Origin of the sequence: Namhaeicola litoreus, from assembly GCF_042679565.1 — a bacterium.
GTDB lineage: Bacteria > Bacteroidota > Bacteroidia > Flavobacteriales > Flavobacteriaceae > Namhaeicola > Namhaeicola litoreus.
The window spans coordinates 914135-933782 of record NZ_JBHTMY010000003.1; the positions used below are offsets into that span (position 1 = coordinate 914135).

General features: G+C 35.5%; 19 protein-coding genes. 15 read left to right on the forward strand and 4 right to left on the reverse strand.

Features of this window, described 5'->3' with window-relative positions; genetic code table 11:
- The 4 genes from ACFQ39_RS11360 to ACFQ39_RS11375 all read left to right on the forward strand — a co-directional run bounded on the left by ACFQ39_RS11360 (position 1) and on the right by ACFQ39_RS11375 (position 4748).
- Positions 1 to 363, forward strand: a complete 363-nt coding sequence (locus tag ACFQ39_RS11360) for a cupin domain-containing protein (RefSeq protein ID WP_377179025.1) — start codon at positions 1 to 3, stop codon at positions 361 to 363.
- The gene (locus tag ACFQ39_RS11365; protein WP_377179026.1) at positions 363 to 1127 is read left to right on the forward strand and encodes an SDR family oxidoreductase; all 765 of its coding nucleotides are present in this window, start codon (positions 363 to 365) and stop codon (positions 1125 to 1127) included. The genes ACFQ39_RS11360 and ACFQ39_RS11365 overlap by 1 nt, the downstream gene beginning before the upstream one ends.
- Positions 1128 to 1305: 178 nt before the next feature.
- Positions 1306 to 3786 carry a T9SS type B sorting domain-containing protein gene (locus tag ACFQ39_RS11370; protein WP_377179027.1) on the forward strand — a complete coding sequence of 827 codons (2481 nt, stop codon included), beginning with the start codon at positions 1306 to 1308 and terminating at the stop codon, positions 3784 to 3786.
- On the forward strand, positions 3783 to 4748 hold the full coding sequence (locus ACFQ39_RS11375; RefSeq protein WP_377179028.1) for a PorP/SprF family type IX secretion system membrane protein: 966 nt from the start codon (positions 3783 to 3785) through the stop codon (positions 4746 to 4748). Before ACFQ39_RS11370 ends, ACFQ39_RS11375 begins: the two co-directional genes overlap by 4 nt.
- A 9-nt stretch (positions 4749 to 4757) precedes the next feature.
- On the opposite strand, the gene ACFQ39_RS11380 is transcribed toward ACFQ39_RS11375, so the two are convergent.
- The 4 genes from ACFQ39_RS11380 to ACFQ39_RS11395 are packed head-to-tail and all read right to left on the reverse strand — an operon-like array spanning position 4758 to position 9862.
- Positions 4758 to 6170 (reverse strand): TolC family protein, encoded by a 1413-nt coding sequence (locus ACFQ39_RS11380; RefSeq protein WP_377179029.1) that lies wholly within the window; start codon positions 6168 to 6170, stop codon positions 4758 to 4760.
- On the reverse strand, positions 6157 to 7509 hold the full coding sequence (locus ACFQ39_RS11385) for an HlyD family secretion protein (protein WP_377179030.1): 1353 nt from the start codon (positions 7507 to 7509) through the stop codon (positions 6157 to 6159). Before ACFQ39_RS11385 ends, ACFQ39_RS11380 begins: the two co-directional genes overlap by 14 nt.
- A gap of 6 nt (positions 7510 to 7515) precedes the next feature.
- Complete coding sequence (locus ACFQ39_RS11390) at positions 7516 to 9183, reverse strand: peptidase domain-containing ABC transporter (RefSeq protein ID WP_377179031.1); 1668 nt, start codon at positions 9181 to 9183, stop codon at positions 7516 to 7518.
- Entirely contained in the window at positions 9176 to 9862 is a 687-nt protein-coding gene (locus ACFQ39_RS11395; protein ID WP_377179032.1) for a TetR/AcrR family transcriptional regulator, read from the reverse strand. The genes ACFQ39_RS11390 and ACFQ39_RS11395 overlap by 8 nt, the downstream gene beginning before the upstream one ends.
- A gap of 272 nt (positions 9863 to 10134) precedes the next feature.
- Here ACFQ39_RS11395 and ACFQ39_RS11400 point away from each other — a divergent pair, with 272 nt between their 5' ends.
- The 11 genes from ACFQ39_RS11400 to ACFQ39_RS11450 all read left to right on the forward strand — a co-directional run bounded on the left by ACFQ39_RS11400 (position 10135) and on the right by ACFQ39_RS11450 (position 19644).
- A complete protein-coding gene (locus tag ACFQ39_RS11400; protein ID WP_377179033.1) occupies positions 10135 to 11256 on the forward strand; it encodes a vWA domain-containing protein in 1122 nt (373 codons plus the stop codon).
- Position 11257: 1 nt separating this feature from the next.
- Entirely contained in the window at positions 11258 to 12721 is a 1464-nt protein-coding gene (locus ACFQ39_RS11405; RefSeq protein ID WP_377179034.1) for an AAA family ATPase, read from the forward strand.
- Between the two features lie 47 nt (positions 12722 to 12768).
- Positions 12769 to 13908 (forward strand): NAD(P)/FAD-dependent oxidoreductase, encoded by a 1140-nt coding sequence (locus ACFQ39_RS11410; protein ID WP_377179035.1) that lies wholly within the window; start codon positions 12769 to 12771, stop codon positions 13906 to 13908.
- Positions 13905 to 14606, forward strand: a complete 702-nt coding sequence (locus ACFQ39_RS11415) for a methyltransferase domain-containing protein (RefSeq protein WP_377179036.1) — start codon at positions 13905 to 13907, stop codon at positions 14604 to 14606. Before ACFQ39_RS11410 ends, ACFQ39_RS11415 begins: the two co-directional genes overlap by 4 nt.
- Positions 14603 to 15655, forward strand: a complete 1053-nt coding sequence (locus ACFQ39_RS11420) for a type III polyketide synthase (protein WP_377180009.1) — start codon at positions 14603 to 14605, stop codon at positions 15653 to 15655. Before ACFQ39_RS11415 ends, ACFQ39_RS11420 begins: the two co-directional genes overlap by 4 nt.
- Complete coding sequence (locus ACFQ39_RS11425) at positions 15649 to 16446, forward strand: enoyl-ACP reductase FabI (RefSeq protein WP_377179037.1); 798 nt, start codon at positions 15649 to 15651, stop codon at positions 16444 to 16446. The genes ACFQ39_RS11420 and ACFQ39_RS11425 overlap by 7 nt, the downstream gene beginning before the upstream one ends.
- A gap of 5 nt (positions 16447 to 16451) precedes the next feature.
- Entirely contained in the window at positions 16452 to 16880 is a 429-nt protein-coding gene (locus ACFQ39_RS11430; protein ID WP_377179038.1) for a 3-hydroxyacyl-ACP dehydratase FabZ family protein, read from the forward strand.
- 2 nt (positions 16881 to 16882) lie between these two features.
- Positions 16883 to 18148 (forward strand): beta-ketoacyl-[acyl-carrier-protein] synthase family protein, encoded by a 1266-nt coding sequence (locus tag ACFQ39_RS11435; RefSeq protein WP_377179039.1) that lies wholly within the window; start codon positions 16883 to 16885, stop codon positions 18146 to 18148.
- A 1-nt stretch (position 18149) separates the two neighbouring features.
- Complete coding sequence (locus ACFQ39_RS11440) at positions 18150 to 18413, forward strand: phosphopantetheine-binding protein (RefSeq protein WP_377179040.1); 264 nt, start codon at positions 18150 to 18152, stop codon at positions 18411 to 18413.
- Positions 18403 to 18981 (forward strand): 4'-phosphopantetheinyl transferase family protein, encoded by a 579-nt coding sequence (locus tag ACFQ39_RS11445; protein WP_377179041.1) that lies wholly within the window; start codon positions 18403 to 18405, stop codon positions 18979 to 18981. Before ACFQ39_RS11440 ends, ACFQ39_RS11445 begins: the two co-directional genes overlap by 11 nt.
- A gap of 210 nt (positions 18982 to 19191) precedes the next feature.
- Positions 19192 to 19644, forward strand: coding sequence for a cold-shock protein (locus tag ACFQ39_RS11450; protein WP_377179042.1), 453 nt, complete (start codon positions 19192 to 19194; stop codon positions 19642 to 19644).
- Positions 19645 to 19648 lie beyond the last annotated feature (4 nt).

Genomic DNA, 19648 nt, shown 5'->3' on the forward strand with positions numbered 1-19648 from the left:
ATGAAAAAAATTAATTGGGATGAGGTTCCTACCGAAGAAGTAACGCCGTCGATGCATAGAAAATTAATCTATGGTGATAGGCTTATGATCGCTAAAATGAATTTTAAAAAAGGCTTTTTAGTGCCACTGCACGAACATCATCACGAGCAAATTACGCAAGTCATTCATGGAAAAATTAGATTTTGGTTAGGTAAAAATAAAGAAGACATTATTGATCTTACGGATGGCGATGTCCTAGTAATTCCATCGAACCTACCTCATGAAGCTCTCATGCTAACGGATGTTCAAGAAATTGATACATGGACACCTTTGAGAGAAGATTGGTTGGATGGCACTGATCATTACCTTAAAAATAGCAAATAATGGATTTGGGATTAAAAAATAAAACAGCTTTTGTCGCAGCTTCCAGCGAAGGATTGGGTTTGAGCGTCGCTTTGGCATTGGCAAGTGAAGGGGCACAGGTGATAATTTGTGCTAGAAATATGGAGGGTTTACAAGAAGCCAAACAACAAATTGATGGTCTTGGTCCCAAACAATGTTCAGCATTTGTCTGCGATTTATCAAATATTGCAAGTTTAAGGTCCACTTGTCAAGCAGTTTTAAAAGAGTTTAAGAAAATAGATATTTTGGTCACCAATACTGGCGGACCTCCTTCGGGAAGTTTTGAAGATTTTGACTTATTAGATTTCCAAAAAGCTTATGATCAGTTATTTGCGAGTGCACTATTCTTAATTCAACAATTTTTACCGGGTATGAAGAAACAGGGTTTTGGTAGGGTCATCTCTATCACTTCCATTGCAGCAAAACAACCGGTAAAAGGGCTCATTCTTTCGAACTCTATCAGAAGTGGTATCGCGGGTTTGATGAAATCATTAGCCAATGAATACGGTAAATACCAAATCACTTTTAACAATGTGATGCCCGGTTATACGAAAACAAAAAGATTGGCTCAATTGATTGATACTAATCCTGATTTTTTAGAAAAAACCAAAGATATCCCACTTAAACGTTTTGCAGAGCCTGAAGAATTTGCTGCTGTCGTGACTTTTTTGGCGAGTGAAAAAGCTAGTTATTTAACTGGTAGTTCTTTGGCCATAGACGGGGGTTGTACACAAACCATTTTTTAATTTGAATTGTTTGATGGAATCGTATAACTTTTTGTTGGTAAACTCACAATTTTTGTTGTATCATTTTTTTGTCCTTCATGCATTTTACCTTTACTTTGATCAATCATTTTAAGAAATTATTCTTTTGGTCAAAAATTACTTATTTATTACATATCTCTTTTTGATTTCGACAAAAATCATGGCTCAGAGTGATGTAGCTACCATTAAGGCAGAAGGTAATCAAGCTTATTGTCCAACAACAGAAATTCCCATTGTAACAGATTTAACGATTTTTGACCCAAACAACAATCCTATAAGTAATTTTTATATTCAGATTTCCAAAGGATATGAAAGAGGTTCCGATAATTTGAAATTGTCAAATCCATCTGCTCACCCTAATATTACAACTACATCCTTTGACGCACAACAAGGAAAAATTGGATTAATTCCAAAAAGTGGCAATTCAATGGATTATGAAGAATTGATTGCAGCTGTAAAGGATATTGTTTTTTGGAACTCAGATCCTCATATTTCCGGAGAACGTGTTTTTTCATTAACCCCTGGTTCTGCTAATTATTTGCCTTCCACGCAACATTACTATGTTTATGTAGCGCAGTCAGGTATAACTTGGAAAGAAGCAAAAGTAGCAGCAGAAAACAGTAGTTACTTTGGGATGAAAGGTTATTTAGCCACCTTAACTTCTCGGGAAGAAGCTCTATTTGCAGGAGAACAAGCGACTGGTGTGGGTTGGATTGGAGGTTCTGATGAAGAAGTTGATGGTGTATGGAAATGGGTTACCGGACCGGAAGCTGGAACACAATTTTGGCAAGGTTTATCAAATGGGTCCGCTACAGCCCCTTATTTTTACGCAAATTGGAGGGCAGATGAACCGAATGATTTTGGTGATGGTGCTAATTCTGAGAGCTATGCCCACATCACTCATAGAGGACTAGGGGCTCCGTTTGGCACATGGAATGATTTACCTAACCAAGGAGGAACGGACCTATATGTCGCTCAGGGATATGTCATAGAATACGGTGGATTTGAGGATGACCCAGTTCTAAATCTTTCGGATACCACGCGTATTTACATTCCTAAAATAACAGAATTTAAAGGTGATGAAAAATGTGGGATAGGTATTGTCGATTTAAAAGCTTCGGCGAGTTCTGGTGAGGTTTATTGGTTTGAAAGTATCGACAGTCAGACACCTATTTTTATTGGTGATAGTTATAGTCCAGATTTATCGGAATCAAAAACATTTTATGTCTTGGCTTCTGAAGAACAAGACTGTTTTTTGGGAAAAAGAGAAGAGGTTCTTGCCGTCATCAATCCGATCCCTGAAATAAATGAATCCGTAAAATTAAATAATTGTGATGAAGATGGCAACCCAGATGGTTTTACAAACTTTAACCTTGACCAGGCTATAGGTTCGATTTTTATAGGAATACCCAGCAGCGGTGATCCTCCAGCACCACCCATGGTAAGTTTTCATTATTATTTAAGCAGGAGTGACGCCGAAAATAAAGTCAATGAAATTGCTCCCTCACCTTTTAATAATAGAACGAGTAATACTGTTTATTGCAGAGTAGAGAGCAATAAAGGTTGTTTTAGAATTTCACAAATTAAACTTTCTGTTTCGGCACCATCACCTATTGAACCCGGTTTTTACTATACACTCAGTGCTTGTGATACGGACAATCAAAACGATGGTTTTTATAGTTTTAATCTTAGTGAGGCCACACAAGCCATTTTAGATCAGACTCCTAGCGGACAAGACCTTCGTGTAGCATACTTTCAGAATTTAGAGGATGCACAAGTAGAAAAGAATGAATTACCTCAACTTAATTATGTCAATACAACAGCTTTTGAACAAACTATTTTTGTGAGAATAGAAAGTGAGGATAATACCAATTGCATTGGTATAGGGCAATATCTAAAGCTTATTGTCAACCCTTTGCCAGAGTTTAAAATCGATCGGGAATTTATTTTATGTTTAAATACCAGTTCTATTTTAGTAGAAACTTATGAAAACCAAGGAAATTACAGTTATCAGTGGTTTAATGATGCGGGCACCGTTATTGGATCAGGATTGTCGATTGAAATTAGTAGTCCGGGTAATTATTCAGTTGTTGCAACTTCAGAGGAGCGTTGTCAGTCTTCGGAGAAAAGGTTTTTTGTAAAAGCATCGGAACAACCTATTTTAACGCCTGATCATATTTTAGTTCAAGACAATAGTAACAATAATACAGTAACCATTCTTACAGATAATTTGGGTGTCGGAGATTATCGTTTTGCCTTGGATAACGGATCTTTTCAACTCAACAATACTTTTGAATATGTTGAAGCGGGAATACATAAGGTTAGGGTAAAGGATCAAAATGGATGTGGTGAATCGAGTTTGGAAATTTCAGTCATCGGTTTTCCAAAATTTTTCACTCCAAACAACGATGGATTTAATGATTTATGGCAGGTAGATGGCATAGCATTTCAGCCTGATTCTACGATTCATATCTTTGACCGGTATGGAAAGTTATTATACACTTTAAAAGGTGAGGATAAAGGTTGGGACGGATCTTATCAAGGTGTAGAAATGCCGTCTTCGGATTATTGGTACGTGGGCGTTTTGGAAGATGGAAGAACCGTAAAAGGTCATTTTAGTTTAATTCGGAGCGAAAAATGATGGCTAAGAAAACCCTCCTCATATTATTCCTATTTTCACTGATAAAAGGCTATAGCCAGGAGACTTTCCCTATCAATTACGATTATTTATCAGATAACGTATATTTACTACATCCGGCAGCTGCAGGTGTAGGCAGTTGTGGTAAATTCAGGCTTACCTACGGTCAGAGTTTTTTTGGTGTTGAAAACGGACCTTCTCTACAAACCCTAAATTTTCATAACCGATTTTGGGATAATGCGGCAGTAGGTGGGATTATTTTTAACGATCAGAATGGATATCATGCCAAAAGAGGTTTTATAGGAACTTATGCTTACCATTTGGCTTTTGATAAAGGATATAATTTAAATCAGCTCTCTTTTGGTTTAAATTTTATGTATTTGCAAAACAGTATAGATCAAAGTGATTTTATTACTGATGATCCGGTTATTTCGGGAAATACAGAAACCTCAAATTATTATAACGCAGATTTTGGGATGTCTTATCACAACCTAAATATCTTCAGTTATTTTACCATAAAAAACATTTTGGAAAGTCCGAGAGACTTGGTCAATTCTAGCTTAGAAACTGAAAATTTAAGAAGATATCTTTTTACGCTAGGAGGAGTGTTAAACAAAGAGAAAGATTACTTTTTCGAACCTTCTGTGATGGTCCAATACATAGAATATACCAAAGAAATTTGGGCAGATTTTAACCTTAAAACATTTCGCAAACTAAACAGAGAAGGGAACCAATTATGGGCAGCAGTATCTTATAGGCAAAGTTTTGACAGTTCCGATTTAGCGTCTTTGCGACAAATCACCCCAATCATTGGCGTCAACGTAAATCGTTGGTTGCTGTCCTATACCTATACACATCAATTAGGAGATGTGGTTTTTCAAAACAGTATGAACCATCAAATTACCCTTGGTTTTAATTTGGATTGCGCTACGGTCATTACCAGGTTATGGGATATCCAGAATTAGAAAAATTGTTTAGATCGAGTTTCCTAAAGCATTGTATAACTTCGCTTTGGTAATATAATATTGATTTAATATGGCTATTCCCTTAAGTTTCGCATCAATAAGCTTGGATTCTCGGCTATTTACTAAAAACAGTGAACTTTCTCCAATATCAAATTTCCTTTCCTCCGCACGAAAAAGCGCTTCATAATCTACGATCATGGTTTGTGTAATATTATCTTGAATCGCATAGGATTCTATTTCCCTTTGAATCATTTGTATTTTATTCTTAAGGGTTACTTCCGTGTTCATGATGTCTAATTCTGCACTTTGCAGCTTCAATTTTGCCAACTTCAGATCGCCCCTTTCTTTTCTAATAAATAAAGGAAAGCTAACATAAAATCCAGCTTTGTAATTATTCTCGTTGAATGAATTGATCTGGTCATATGTTTCGGATAAGAAATTATAGTCGACATTCACGATAGGAAATAGCCTATTCACTTTTAAATTTTTATCAACCCTTAAACTTTCATATTTGTAATTTAATGATCTGATTTTGGGATGATTATCAATCAATTCGTCATCAGCAATTAGCTCGGAAAGGTTTAAAGCAAGATCAATTTTTTCGGTGGTCAGCAAATCCGGCGTAATATCCTCTCTAACCTCAATGGGTAAATCGTCGGAAAGCCATAAAAAATTCGACAATTCAAAGCTCGCTTTCGTATAAGCCAATTTTGATTTTTCTAAATTGAGCGCGCGATCTTTTACGGTGATACCCGCCTCTAAAGTGTCAATTGCCGGATTTTCTCCTGTCTCAAAATTACGCTTTACACCATTTAACCTAATGACTGCGTTCTGATAAAAATCTTCGAAAACCAACTTTTCATTGTAGGCTTTTAACCAGTCGAAATAAACCAAAGCAGCATCATATAGCACTTGGTTTACCATTAATTGCTGATCTTGCAAAGCCTGTTTTTCAAAGAGTTTAGCTTGTTTTAGTGTAGCCATTCGTTTATTGATCCATAAGTTTTGTGCCAGAGAAACAGAAACACCCACACTATAAAGCCCATCATCTGGCGTGAAACTCTCGGGATTGAGATAAGCCCCTGCGTTTTCTTCAAAATTTCCCTTTAATTCAATGCCATACCACGTAGGAATTTTGAAAGTAGCGTTTAACTTATCATAATATTCAGATCCTTTAAACTCTTTCGTTAAATAGTCTACTTCCAATTTGGGGTCGAAAGCACCTCTTGCTTTCATCAATTTGGCTTCACTTTCATCCACTACTAAATTTACTTGCCTTACAATAGGGTGAAAGGATTTTACATAACCCAAATACTCTTCCAAACTGAGCACAGACAAACTGTTTTCTTGAGAATAAACGAACTGAGACAAGATAAAAAAGACAAATACTAGGCTGAATTTCATATCGCTACTTTTTTTCATCAGATCCCATTTTTACCTGAGGTTGATAGTAATCCGGTGGAAAACCATTGAGTTTTCGCCACATTTCGAACCAAATAGGTACGTCGTTCAACAGGGCCATTGTTCTGGCCCCCGATCCAACCCGCAAGGCAGTTGGCCATTCGTGGTCTTCTTTATCAGGTGCCAAAAGAATCCTATACTTACCATTTGGGCTAATGAAGTTCTCAATCGCGACGACTGTACCACCGTAAGTTCCGTAAGAAACATTTGGCCATCCGCTAAAGACGATCGCCGGCCAGCCATCAAATTGCACTCTTACTTTTTCACCCAAATGCATGAGCGGTAAATCGATAGGATCAATAAATGTTTCAACTGCCAATTCATAGGCAGAAGGCATTATACCAACCAATTGGTCGCCTTCCTTAAAGGTCTCTCCAATACCGGACTTAATGGCCTTATTGATAAATCCACTCTGTGGGGCAGTGATGTACATCAAACTATTTCTTTTCTCATAATTTGTGTAATCGTTTTCCAGTTTTGTTACTTGCGCTGTCGCATCAAATTGACTCGATCTCGCCGTAAACATGTCGCTTTGTGCTTTGGCAATTTTATCTCCGTAGCTCGCATTGATAGAGGATAATTCTACCTGTGCATTGATAACTTCATTTTTACTGGTGAGCAATTTGTTCTCCTGAGAAATTAATTTTGCCTGCGTTTCTTGTAATTTTAATCTTTTCTCCTCGACATCTTTAACAGCTTTCAAGCCTTCTAATTGAAGTGTTTGAATCCTGTCAAACTGTCTTTCTGCAATTTCTAAATTGGTCTTTGCGGCTTCAAGTTCTATACTATCACTTTTTACTTTTAACCCGGCTTGCATCAATTTATTTTGAGCCTGTTCATATTTCAATATCTGTTCATTTCTAAGTGCAGCAATCTGCCTTTCTAAGGCATTTACTTTACTTTCATAGGCTTGCACTGAAGATTTTTTTGCATCAATTTGGTCACCAGTCCTTGAAACCAAATTAATATCAAAGTATTCACTTTTTATTTCAGAGATTCGCAATATCGTATCTCCTTTTTGAACCAAATCACCTTCCTGTACATACCACTCCTCAATTCTACCGGGTAAGGTAGATTGGATACTCTGAGGTCTTTGTTCAGGTCTTAAGGTCGTTACATTTCCGGTACCGGAGATGTTCTGTGTCCATGGTAAAAAGAGGGTAATCAGCAAAATGATAGAAAAAACCCAAAGAAATTGATTGAACTGTTTATAATACTTTCTGTCAAATATGGTTTTGCCCGATTTGTAATCGGCCATATTAATTCCCTCTTTTATTACATTGTGAGAAATCTTTAACATAATATCTTAAGATTTAAATGTTTTAATTTCACCATCTTCTAAAGTAAGGTGTTCTTTCATGTATTTTTTCCAAATAGGATTTGCACTTATGACCATCAATCCCCATGGATGGCTCTTATCCGCTAAATATTTTACAATTTCTTCGAGTTCTTCTGTATTAAATTCATCCAGGGGCTCTTCTAAAATAAGTACTTTTGGATTTTTTAATAAAGCCCTGGCCAAAATTATTTTTTTCGCAACAGTTTTTGATATGCGCTTTCCTTCGGGATATAAAACAGTATTTAATCCCATACGAAGATCTCTAATAAAAGACATTAAGCCAATTTTTTCAAAAACCTCAAAAATGCGGTCGTCAGAAATTGAAAGATCTCCAAAGGTCACATTTTCTCTCAATGTTCCTTCAAATGGCGTTTCTTCAGATAAAGAAAGGCCCAAATGCGCTCGGTAATAATTTAGATATAAGCTGGTGATGGAATGATTGTTTACATACACATGACCTCCGGTGGGCTCTAACACACCCGAAATTAAATTGAATAAACTGCTTTTTCCTGATCCACACTCACCATCTACCAACATGCGCGTAGTAGTATCAACCATTAGCGAAATATCTTTCAAAATAAATTTTTCTCTATTTGGAACTCCATAGGATGCTTTATTGAGTTCTATTTGAAATGTTTTGCTGAAATCAGGTCTTTCACCATCATGTGGTTCCAATTCTTTATCAACCACATGACCAATTTTTTCAATGGAAGTTAGCACGTCATAGACAGATTCCAAGCCAATGATCAGTTTTTCCACGGAGGCAATCACCAATAATATGATAATTTCTGCCGCCACAAACTGACCGATGTTCATTTGTTGATTCAGCACCAATCCTCCTCCGATAAGCAACAAACTAGCTGTTACAATCACTTTAAATGCGATCATCAAAAAGTATTGCAATCGAAGTATGCTAAAATGACCTTCTCTGGCATTCAAATAGCTATCAACCAAAAGATCATTTTTATTGAGTGCCAGATTTGTTCTTCCAGAAAATTTAAAACTAATCACAGCTCTTGCTACTTCTTGTATCCAGTGGGCTACTTTGTATTTTGCTTTAGATTCTTCCAGACTTGTGTCTAAACCTTTTTTTGCCGTATATCTAAACACGACCACGATAAGAATTAAAAGGAACAAACCAAAAATAATGAATACCGGATGGTAAAACGACAAAAGTAGAAGCGCAAAAATAATCTGAAGTACCGCCGTAGGAATATCTATGATAATTTTTGATAATCCTTTCTGAACCATCAAAGTGTCAAAAAACCTATTGGCTAATTCAGGAGGGTAGTAATTAAATAATTCACTCGTTTTAATTTTCGGAAATCTATAGGTAAAATCAAAGGATGATCTTGTAAATATTCTTTGCTGTATGGTTTCGAGAATTCTAATCTGCATAAAGCCCAAAGCTCCGGAAAACGCGGTTCCCACAGTTACCAAAATAACGAGCACAATCCATGAAGTAGAGATTTGGGCTCCTTGTATCAAATTGATGATAGATTGTATTCCCAAAGGAAGCGATAAGGCCACTATACCATTAAATACTGCGTAATAAAAAATCTGGAGGATATCTTTTTTCTCGAGTGTGATCAATCCCATTAACCGCTCCCAAGGCGTCATTTTTGTATTAGACATTCTGATAAGATTTTAAGGTGTAAAAGGTAAGGTCTGTAAAAAAGTTGGTCGGCGTATCTGATTTATCACAGTCTGTCATAGATTTGAAATGATCTTTTAGAAAATGTTGATGTAAACCGCCCTCAATAATTGTACTTGCCAAACTTGTTGGATATGGATATTTAGGGCTTACAGACAAAATTACGTCTTTTAAGCGCGAAACTAAGCGTTTATGTACAGCAAAATAACCTTCTTTGTTCTCGTTATCTACTTCTTTTGTTAAAAAAGATTTTGAATTTTCATTTACGATAATATTATGTAGCAGAATTTCATTGATATGTGAATAACTTATATCCTCTTCCACACTCCTTGTCACAATATGGATTGCCTTTCTCAATTTTTCTTCCGAATTGCTGATATTATGGGTTTCAAAAACCAGTTGGTATTCTATCCAGGCCCAATATCTTGCAGATAAATAAACCAATAACTTATGCTTACTTTCAAAATACCTATAAATAGAACTCTCATTAGATCCAATTTTTAAACCTAATTTTTTAAACGTAAAATTATCAAAGCCGATCTCGTTCATTAACAAAATACTGTTTTCTATGATACGCTTGCCTAATTCAGAAGATTCGGGATCTTTTAAATAGATCTTGTCAGGAACGGAAAGCTTGATCGATGAAAGCAAATTATCCATAATTAGGTATTTTTATTGCAAATATAATAGTAATGCTATTATGTTTAATAAAAAATATAAACTATTTAACAAAACATTAGCAATTGAATCTATACATATCAGATTATTCTATCTTAAGAATTTTAATTCAGCATTTTTAGCAATCATATTTAGTTATGTAAAAGTATATTATTCCTTATCTTTACACATACAAATACATATGTATTTTGTTTAAATATTGCGCTTATACTTTGGTCAATTATTGTATTTCAATTGTGTAATTCATCATCATTATGAGAAAGAAAGGATTTAGGACAGGTTTTGAGTTTAGCCCTTTTGAGGAAAAATTGAAAAGTCCTTTCGACAAGCTTTTTGATATATTTAAAGAGCTAATCACGCATACCTCTGGTGATTTGGATGAAGCATTAGACTGGCTGGGGCAATTGGATAAGGAGTATAAATTAACAGATGAATATTATACTTTGGACGATTTTGTTGAAGATCTAAAAAGAAAGGGATTTATTCAAGACCGCATTGCACCAAATGGAAATAAAGAACAAGCAATTACCGCAAAAACTGAAAGAGCCATTAGGAAAAATGCTTTAGATCAGATCTTTGGAAAACTAAAAAAGAAAGGTAGTGGAAGTCACAAAACAAGGAGTAGCGGTATAGGTGATGAACACACCGGCGACCTTAGAAGTTTTCAATTCGGTGATGGTTTAGAACAAATTTCTATGACAGAAAGTTTAAAGAATGCGCAAATCAATCACGGATTTAGAGAATTCAAACTTACTGAAGATGATCTGGTTGTAGAAGATACGCACCACAAAGCTCAGATGAGTACTGTATTGATGATCGATATCAGCCATAGTATGATTTTGTACGGAGAAGATCGCATTACACCGGCTAAGAAAGTGGCCATGGCTTTGGCAGAGTTAATCACTACGCGTTATCCAAAAGACACTTTAGATATTTTAGTTTTCGGTAATGACGCCTGGACTGTCAGTATTAAAGATTTACCTTATTTACAAGTGGGCCCATACCACACAAATACAGTTGCGGGTTTGCAACTAGCTATGGATCTGTTGCGAAGAAAAAGAAATACAAACAAACAGATTTTTATGATCACTGATGGCAAACCGAGTTGTTTGCGTTTATCAGATGGAACCTATTATAAAAACAGTAACGGATTAGATCCGTATATAGTAGACCAGTGTTACAGTGCAGCTGCCTATGCCAGAAAATTACACATCCCCATTACAACATTTATGATTGCGAAAGATCCATATTTGCAATCATTCATTGAAAAATTCACCCAATCGAATAGGGGAAAAGCTTTTTATACCGGATTACAAGGATTGGGCGAAATGATTTTTCATGACTACGAGAACAATAGAAAAAAAAGAATAAAATAAGATGAAACCCCAAATAAGAACATTAAAAGAGCTTAAGGCATCAGGCTATATTTCAAAAAGTATTAAAGAAGAATTACGCCATAATTTAATTGAAAACATCAAGCATGGTAAAACTTCTTTCAAAGGAATTCACGGTTATGAAACCACTGTTATTCCGCAGCTTGAAAGAGCCATATTATCTCAGCACAATATTAATTTATTAGGTTTACGCGGACAGGCAAAAACAAGATTAGCGAGGTTAATGGTCGATTTATTAGATGAATATATGCCCATCATTGCAGGATCTGAGGTTAACGATGATCCACTCAAGCCTATCAGTAAATTTGGTAAGGATCAAATTGAAAAATTGGGAGATGATACCCCTGTTGATTGGGTTCATAGAAATGAAAGATTTTTTGAAAAATTAGCTACACCGGATGTGACTATTTCCGATCTCATAGGAGATATTGATCCCATTAAAGCCGCAAATTTAAAATTGAGTTATGCAGATGAAAGGGTGATTCATTTTGGAATGATCCCGAGAGCAAACAGAAGTATCTTTGTCATCAATGAATTACCCGATCTTCAGTCAAGAATTCAGGTTGCCCTTTTCAATATTTTAGAGGAAGGAGATATTCAAATTAGAGGATTTCAGGTGCGAATGCCTTTAGATCTTCAATTTATCTTTACCGCCAATCCTGAAGATTATACCAATAGAGGAAGTATTGTTACTCCCTTAAAAGACAGAATTGGTTCTCAGATTTTGACGCATTACCCGGAAAGTTTGGCAATTGCCAAAACCATTACAGCACAAGAAGCTAAGTTACAAGATGAAAGGCTATCCGAAATTCATATTCCTGAAATTGCCAAAGATCTAGTAGAACAGATCGGTTTTGAAGCTAGAGATAATCCATATGTGGATCATAAAAGCGGAATTAGCGCCAGGATGAGCATCACTTCTTATGAAAATTTATTGAGTACGGCAGAATATAGATGTTTACAGAATAATTCTTCTAACACAACGATTAGGTTTTCTGATATTTTAGGCATGATTCCGTCTATAACCGGCAAAGTAGAATTGGTCTATGAAGGAGAGCAGGAGGGTGCTAATTTTGTAGCTGAGCAGTTAATCAGTGCCGCCTCAAAAACTTTGTTCGACATGTATTTTCCCGAAATTAAAAAGCTAAAACATGAAGATGAGCAAGATCCATATCAAGAAATTGTGCAATGGTTTTTTGATGAAAGCACGTTTGAAATTATGGATGACTGTACTGAGGAAGAATATGCTAACCGTTTAAATTCAATTCAACCATTGGGAAAACTCATTAAAAAATATATGCCTGATTTACCTGAAAAAGATTCGCTTTTTGTCAAAGAATTTATTTTATGGGCCTTAGTTGAATACAATAAGCTCAATAAACAGAGAGTGAAAAAGGGTTATGAATTTAAAGATCCTTATGGGGCTTTTCTTTCTGATTTGCAATAGGTATATTTTAGTTATCTTTAGTTTTAGTTAAGGTAAAGATAAAAGTTTTGAATCTTCAGGAAGATTTTGATGTGATTGTGGTAGGAGGTGGTCTAGCCGGTCTAACTTCAGCTTTACATCTTTCCAAATCTGGAATCAAAGTGCTTATTATAGAAAAGCAGTTATACCCATTTCATAAAGTTTGCGGGGAATACGTGTCTAATGAAGTTTTACCCTATATCAATTCTCTCGGATTCGACCCATTTCAATTTGATGCAAAGAAAATTGAGCGACTTATACTGAGTACGCCGTCCAGCAAATATATTGAAAGTAAACTCGATTTAGGCGGTTTCGGCCTAAGCCGATATACGATGGATCATGAACTCTCTAAATTGGCAGTTTCATATGGTGCTACCCTTTTAAATGATGTCGTCATACAAATTGATTTTAAGTCTGTTTTTACTGTCCACACGAAAAGCAAGGATTTATTTAGAGCAAAGGTCGTATTAGGTACTTTTGGAAAAAGGTCAAATCTCGATTTAAAATTGAAACGGCGATTTATACAAAAAGATTCACCTTATTTAGCTGTTAAATCACATTTTAGAGGTCATTTTCCTAAAGATCTTGTAGGACTACACAATTTTGAGGGAGGCTATTGCGGTGTATCGAATATTGAAAAAAACAAGCTAAACATTTGCTATATTGCTGATTATAAAATCTTTAAACTTTACAGGAATACAGAAGAGTTTGAAGAACAAGTTGTAAAAAAGAATTTTTTTTTGAAAGAAATATTTGACCAATCAGACTTGTTGTTTAAAAAACCCTTAGCAATTAGCCAGATCTCATTCGATCAGAAAAGTGTAGTCAAAAACCATATTTTGATGTGTGGAGACAGTGCAGGTTTAATACATCCGCTTTGTGGAAATGGTATGGGTATTGCCATTCATTCAGCACAAATTGCATCTAATCTTATCATCCAGTATCTTCATGAACAGATCTCTAGAGATACATTAGAAGCAGAATATATGTTACAGTGGGAAAAAGCTTTTCAATCGCGTTTAAAACTGGGAAGAAATTTGGCAAAAATTTTTAGAATGAAACAGTTTTCAGAAATTTCTATGGTATTGTTAAAAATGGCCCCATCGGTATTAAACCCAGTTATTCAACTCACGCACGGCAAACCTTTAAAAGAATATTCTGGCATATGATCAACACAAAAGAAAGAAGTTTAGAGGTAGAGATCATGGATGATTTTGAGATTGGAGGTGAGGCACTCACGAAATCTTTAGATCAGTTGGCTGTGATCAACTTTTTACTCGGTGGCAATGCAGTTACCATCAATGGCTTAAAAAAAATGCTAAAAAACCAACCCAAAGAAGGACAATTGACAATCGTAGATTTGGGATGTGGAAATGGAAAAATGCTGAGATTAATAGCTGATTTTGGACGAAAGAATGGATACTCTTTTAAACTAATCGGATTTGATGCCAATAAGAACACGGTTGATTATGCACAAAATTCTTCTACACAGTATCCGGAAATTGAATTTAAACAATCAAATGTACTAGATGATGATTTTGATATAGCATATTGCGACATCGTGCTTTCAACCCTTTTCCTACATCATTTTACAGAAAATGAAATCGTAAAACTTTTAAAAAAGTTAGTTGACAAAGCAAAAATCGGTATCTTAGTCAATGATCTACACAGGCATAAAATGGCATATTTTCTTTTTAAACTATTTTGTTTACCCATTTCAAATGAAATGATTGTGAATGATGGTTTGATCTCCATTCTGAAAGGGTTTAAGTTAGAAGAATTAATTCAAATGTCTGATCAGATAAAAGCCAAACGTCAGATCAGTTGGAAATGGGCATTTCGTTATCAATGGATACTTCAACGATGAGTGTAAAAATAACAGCTGTTGCAAAACAAGTTCCAAAGTATTCAAGAAGTACTGAGGAGATTTTGCCATTTTTAAAGATTTGGCTCTCGGGCCAAGAGGACAGATTTCAGAGAAAAGTAATGAAGATCTTTGAAAATGCAGGAGTTGATAAGAGGTATTCTATTATGGATGCAGAGGATGTATTTCTCAAAACTTCCTTTGAAGAAAAAAATGATATTTATAGCAAAGAATCTATTAAATTAGGTGAATCTGCCCTAAAAAAAGCGCTAGCGAAGGCAAATTTAGAACCCACTTCTATCGATTTTATCATTACGGTAAGTTGTACCGGAATTATGATCCCATCCTTAGATGCCTATTTGATCAACAGACTTCATATGCGTCAAGATATTGTTCGCTTGCCAGTAACTGAAATGGGTTGTGCTGCAGGCGTTTCTGGAATGATTTATGCGAAAAATTTTTTAAAAGCAAATCCTAATAAAAGGGCTGCTGTAATCGCGGTTGAATCGCCAACCTCTACTTTTCAACTCGATGATTTTTCAATGGCAAATATTGTAAGTGCCGCAATTTTTGGTGATGGCGCTTCTGCTGTTATTTTATCTTCATACGAAGACGAAAAAGGGCCAGAAATTTTGGATGAGGCCATGTATCATTTTTACGATGCGGAACACATGATGGGATTTAAATTGAGAAATACCGGGTTGGAAATGATCTTGGATAAATCAGTACCCGAAACTATTTCTGAACATTTCCCGAAAATTGTCTATCCTTTTTTGGAGAGAAATGATTTAACTATTCAAGATATCGATCATTTAATTTTTCACCCAGGCGGCAAAAAAATCGTTCAAACCGTAGAAGAGCTTTTTGGTTCTTTTGGCAAGAATATCAACGATACAAAAGAAGTTCTAAGGCTTTACGGAAACATGTCAAGTGCTACCGTATTGTATGTTTTAGAACGATTCTTCGATCAAAAATTACCGGTTGGAAACTTAGGTTTGATGTTGAGTTTTGGACCAGGGTTTTCCGCTCAACGCATATTATTGAAATGGTAAGAGAATTTGAGCATAAAAATTTTTGGGCCATTATCCTTGGAGGTTCTCGTGGTTTAGGCTTGGCCAGTGCACTAAAATTGGCTGAACATGGCATGAATATATGTATCATTCACAGAGATAGGAGAACAGATATAGAGAAAATCAACAAGTATTTTGAGCAGATAAAAAATGAAAATGTACAATTTATTTCTTTCAATCTTGATGGATTGAAATCTGAAAATATCTTATTGATTTTAGAATCTTTAAAAGAAAAAATGGGAGAAAATGGAAAGGTCAAAACTTTTATACACAGCGTGGCAAAGGGTCACTTAAAAGCGATGGTCCATGATCATCAAAGTACTCTAACTAATGAAGATTTTCTTATAACCTTAAATGCCATGGCTATAAGTTTATACGATTGGACAAAAGCCATTTTTACCGGATCATTATTTTCTTCAGATGCTAGAATTTTAGCTTTTACCAGCGAAGGTAATTCTAAAGCATGGCCAAATTATGGAGCCGTTTCTGCAGCCAAGGCAGCACTTGAGGCAATTTCCAGGAATATCGCATTAGAATTTGCTCCTTTTGGTTTAAGATCGAATTGTATTCAAGCTGGTGTTACAGATACAGCTTCTTTTAAAATGATTCCTAATAGTGATTCGATAAAAGAATTTACCCGCCAAAGAAATCCTTTTAAACGTTTGACAACGCCCATCGATGTAGCCAATGTTGTCTATTTATTGTGTAAGGAGGAAGCGGCCTGGATAAATGGAACTGTCATACCTGTGAACGGGGGCGAACATATAAATTGAATATGATGAATTCTGATCAAATCATAGCGATGTTACCCTATCAAAAACCTTTTTTGTTTGTTGATCAATTACTTGAAATTTCAGAAGAGGGTGTGACTGGCGAATATACTTATTCCGAGGATGAGTATTTTTATAGAGGACATTTTAAAAACGAAGCCATTACCCCAGGGGTTATTTTAACCGAAACTATGGCACAAATCGGTGTTGTATGTTTGGGTATTGTTTTAATAGGAGAGACCCAAATTGAAAAACCAAGTATTGCGCTCACATCTCAGAAGATCGATTTTTACTTACCGGTATACCCAAAAGAAAGGGTTGTTGTAAAATCTGAAAAACTCTATTTTAGGTTTGGAAAATTAAAGTGTAGCGTAAATATGTTCAATGCCCAAGAGAAATTAGTTTGCAGAGGCGAAATATCTGGAATGATAAAATAATTATGAAGACAAGAGTGGTCATTACTGGATTAGGTGTAATATCTCCAAACGGAATTGGTGTAGAAAGCTTTTTGAAATCAATTCAAACTGGTACATCAGGCATCAAACATTATCAAGAATTAGAAGATTTAAATTTTTCGTGCTGTATTGGGGGTATACCTGAAATTACGGAAGAACTAAAAACAAAATACTTTACTCCACTACAATTAAAAGATTTCAAAAGCTCTGGGATTCTATATGGGTGTATGGCCGGTATCGACGCCTATAAAGATGCCGGACTATACCAGACTATTGACAAAGTTGACTATGAAAGTGGTACGATATTCGGAGCAGGAACCTCGGGGGTCGAAAAGTTTAGGGAAGCTATCTATAAAGTAGATGAGAAACAGGTCCGTCGATTAGGCAGCACCACCGTAGCGCAAACCATGGCGAGTGGTGTAAGTGCATATTTAGGCGGTATGTTGGGGTTGGGTAACATTGTGACAACCAATTCTTCGGCTTGTACCACGGGTACGGAGGCAATTATTCTGGGTTATCAAAGGATTTTGGCTGGGTATGCTAAGAGAATGTTGGTCGGTAGTTGTGCAGATCATGGCCCTTATGTTTGGGGTGGTTTTGATGCATTAAGGGTATTGGCACATAAATATAATGAGAGTCCTGAAAAAGCTTCAAGACCGATGAGCAAAAGTGCTTCCGGATTTGTTCCAGGTAGTGGTGCCGGGGCTCTCGTAATAGAAACACTGGATAGTGCCTTGGAAAGAAAAGCTACAATTTATGCAGAAGTGTTAGGAGGAGCTATAAACTCTGGTGGACAGCGAAATGGCGGTTCTATGACCGCTCCCAATCCCGAGGGGGTGCAAATGTGTATCAAACAAGCCATTTTAAATTCGGATATTGATCCAAAAGATATTGATTGTATCAATGGGCATTTAACTGCAACGACCAAAGATAGTTTGGAAATTGAAAATTGGGTCGCAGCATTGAATAGGAGTGGAGAGGATTTTCCTTTTATCAACTCATTAAAATCCCAAATCGGACACTGTTTGGCTGCTTCAGGGTCAATTGAAAGTGTTGCGGCTGTACTAGAATTGTACAATAATTTCATTTTTCCTTCTATCAATTGTGAAGATGTGCACCCAGATATATTAGCCATGATCAGTGATCATCGGATACCGAAAAAACTGATCAAAAAAGAGATAAATGTCATTGCGAAAGCTAGTTTTGGATTTGGCGATGTAAATGCCTGCGTTATTTTTAAAAAATATTGACATGAATAAAGATGAGTTTATTGAAAGATTAAAAAAAATTGTCAAACCCTATGTTCAGGATGAAACGGCCTATGAAGAACTTTCAGAAGAGACAGATTTTATTCGAGATTTAAAGATTAACTCTGCCAATTTGGTAGACGTTGTTTTAGATGTTGAAGATGAATTTGACATAGAGATTGACAATGAATCCATGGAAAAAATGTTGTCGGTTAAATCAGCTATAGAAATCATTGAGCAAAAATTAACTGAAAAAAATGATAGGTAGCGACATTGTAGATCTAACAGAATTAACCCAATACACAAAAGATAGGAGAAAAAGATTTTTAGAAAAGGTCTTTTCTTTGAAAGAACAATACTTGATAGATTCTTCAGATAATCCTGAACAGATGATTTGGCGATTATGGAGTATGAAGGAAAGTGCCTATAAAATTGTGAGTAGATCTGATAACGAACGAATTTTAGCACCCACAAAACTCAAATGTGACATTTTTAATCATGCCGTCGGAGCCGTTTGTACTGATCGATATTCCTTCATTACGACTACAAAAGTAGCTGAAAATTGTGTTTATTCGATTGCAAGTAATTCAAGCAAAAATCCAATTGCAGAATTTTTGCTCCCATTTAAGAGCAATGAGCAATCAATCCAAAGTAAGGTTATTTATAAAAAATTTATCGATCTAATAGGAGATATTTACCAAATTCCCACACATCTCATATCGATGAAAAAAAATAATATAGGTGCACCCATCTTGCTGTATAAAAATAATCCTATGCAAGTTGATTTTTCCTTGAGTCACCATGGAAAATACGGTTTTATTGCCATACAAGCCTGATTCAAAAATAAAAATAAGTCCTCTACTAACAAGATTTACAAATTGATGTGTATCTTTGTGCCAATTGAATTTCGGCGATTTTCATGCTTGTTAATGATAGTGTTTCTAAAAGTACTCCTTTTTTTATACCATAATTCTTTTCAAATATTCGTTTAGGTTTTCAATTTACTTCTTTAAGTAACAATAATTAATAATTTAAAACACAGGCGAATGGCAAAATCTCAACAGACATTTAATAAATCAGAAAAAGAAAAGAAAAGATTAAAAAAACGCGAGGATAAAAGAAAAAAAATGGAAGCCCGTAAACTTGAAGCTCAAGAAAACGGCAAAAAAGGAATTCAATTTGCTTATGTAGATCACGACGGAAATCTTACTGATACTCCGCCTGATCCTAGTATGAAAGTAGAGATTGATGTAGAAAGTATCGAAATTGCTATTCCTAAAAAAGAAGAATTAGAAGAACCGGATCCAATAAGAAATGGGAAAGTTTCTTATTTTGACACTTCAAAAGGATTTGGATTCATTATTGATTTAGAGAATAATGAAAAATATTTTACGCACGTCAGTGGACTTATTGATGAAATTGCTGAAAACGACAAAGTAACTTTTGAACTCGAAAGAGGGATGAAAGGAATGAATGCCGTAAGAGTAAAACGCGTCTAAACAT

Coding starts and splice junctions, on each gene's coding strand:
- ACFQ39_RS11390 (WP_377179031.1), bottom strand. CDS start 9,183: ATGTCTAATACAAAAATGACGCCTTGGGAGCGGTTAATGGGATTGATC.
- ACFQ39_RS11425 (WP_377179037.1), top strand. CDS start 15,649: ATGGTAAGAGAATTTGAGCATAAAAATTTTTGGGCCATTATCCTTGGA.
- ACFQ39_RS11405 (WP_377179034.1), top strand. CDS start 11,258: ATGAAACCCCAAATAAGAACATTAAAAGAGCTTAAGGCATCAGGCTAT.
- ACFQ39_RS11370 (WP_377179027.1), top strand. CDS start 1,306: ATGGCTCAGAGTGATGTAGCTACCATTAAGGCAGAAGGTAATCAAGCT.
- ACFQ39_RS11400 (WP_377179033.1), top strand. CDS start 10,135: ATGAGAAAGAAAGGATTTAGGACAGGTTTTGAGTTTAGCCCTTTTGAG.
- ACFQ39_RS11395 (WP_377179032.1), bottom strand. CDS start 9,862: ATGGATAATTTGCTTTCATCGATCAAGCTTTCCGTTCCTGACAAGATC.
- ACFQ39_RS11435 (WP_377179039.1), top strand. CDS start 16,883: ATGAAGACAAGAGTGGTCATTACTGGATTAGGTGTAATATCTCCAAAC.
- ACFQ39_RS11375 (WP_377179028.1), top strand. CDS start 3,783: ATGATGGCTAAGAAAACCCTCCTCATATTATTCCTATTTTCACTGATA.
- ACFQ39_RS11380 (WP_377179029.1), bottom strand. CDS start 6,170: ATGAAAAAAAGTAGCGATATGAAATTCAGCCTAGTATTTGTCTTTTTT.
- ACFQ39_RS11360 (WP_377179025.1), top strand. CDS start 1: ATGAAAAAAATTAATTGGGATGAGGTTCCTACCGAAGAAGTAACGCCG.
- ACFQ39_RS11430 (WP_377179038.1), top strand. CDS start 16,452: ATGAATTCTGATCAAATCATAGCGATGTTACCCTATCAAAAACCTTTT.
- ACFQ39_RS11445 (WP_377179041.1), top strand. CDS start 18,403: ATGATAGGTAGCGACATTGTAGATCTAACAGAATTAACCCAATACACA.
- ACFQ39_RS11420 (WP_377180009.1), top strand. CDS start 14,603: ATGAGTGTAAAAATAACAGCTGTTGCAAAACAAGTTCCAAAGTATTCA.
- ACFQ39_RS11450 (WP_377179042.1), top strand. CDS start 19,192: ATGGCAAAATCTCAACAGACATTTAATAAATCAGAAAAAGAAAAGAAA.
- ACFQ39_RS11365 (WP_377179026.1), top strand. CDS start 363: ATGGATTTGGGATTAAAAAATAAAACAGCTTTTGTCGCAGCTTCCAGC.
- ACFQ39_RS11415 (WP_377179036.1), top strand. CDS start 13,905: ATGATCAACACAAAAGAAAGAAGTTTAGAGGTAGAGATCATGGATGAT.
- ACFQ39_RS11385 (WP_377179030.1), bottom strand. CDS start 7,509: ATGTTAAAGATTTCTCACAATGTAATAAAAGAGGGAATTAATATGGCC.
- ACFQ39_RS11440 (WP_377179040.1), top strand. CDS start 18,150: ATGAATAAAGATGAGTTTATTGAAAGATTAAAAAAAATTGTCAAACCC.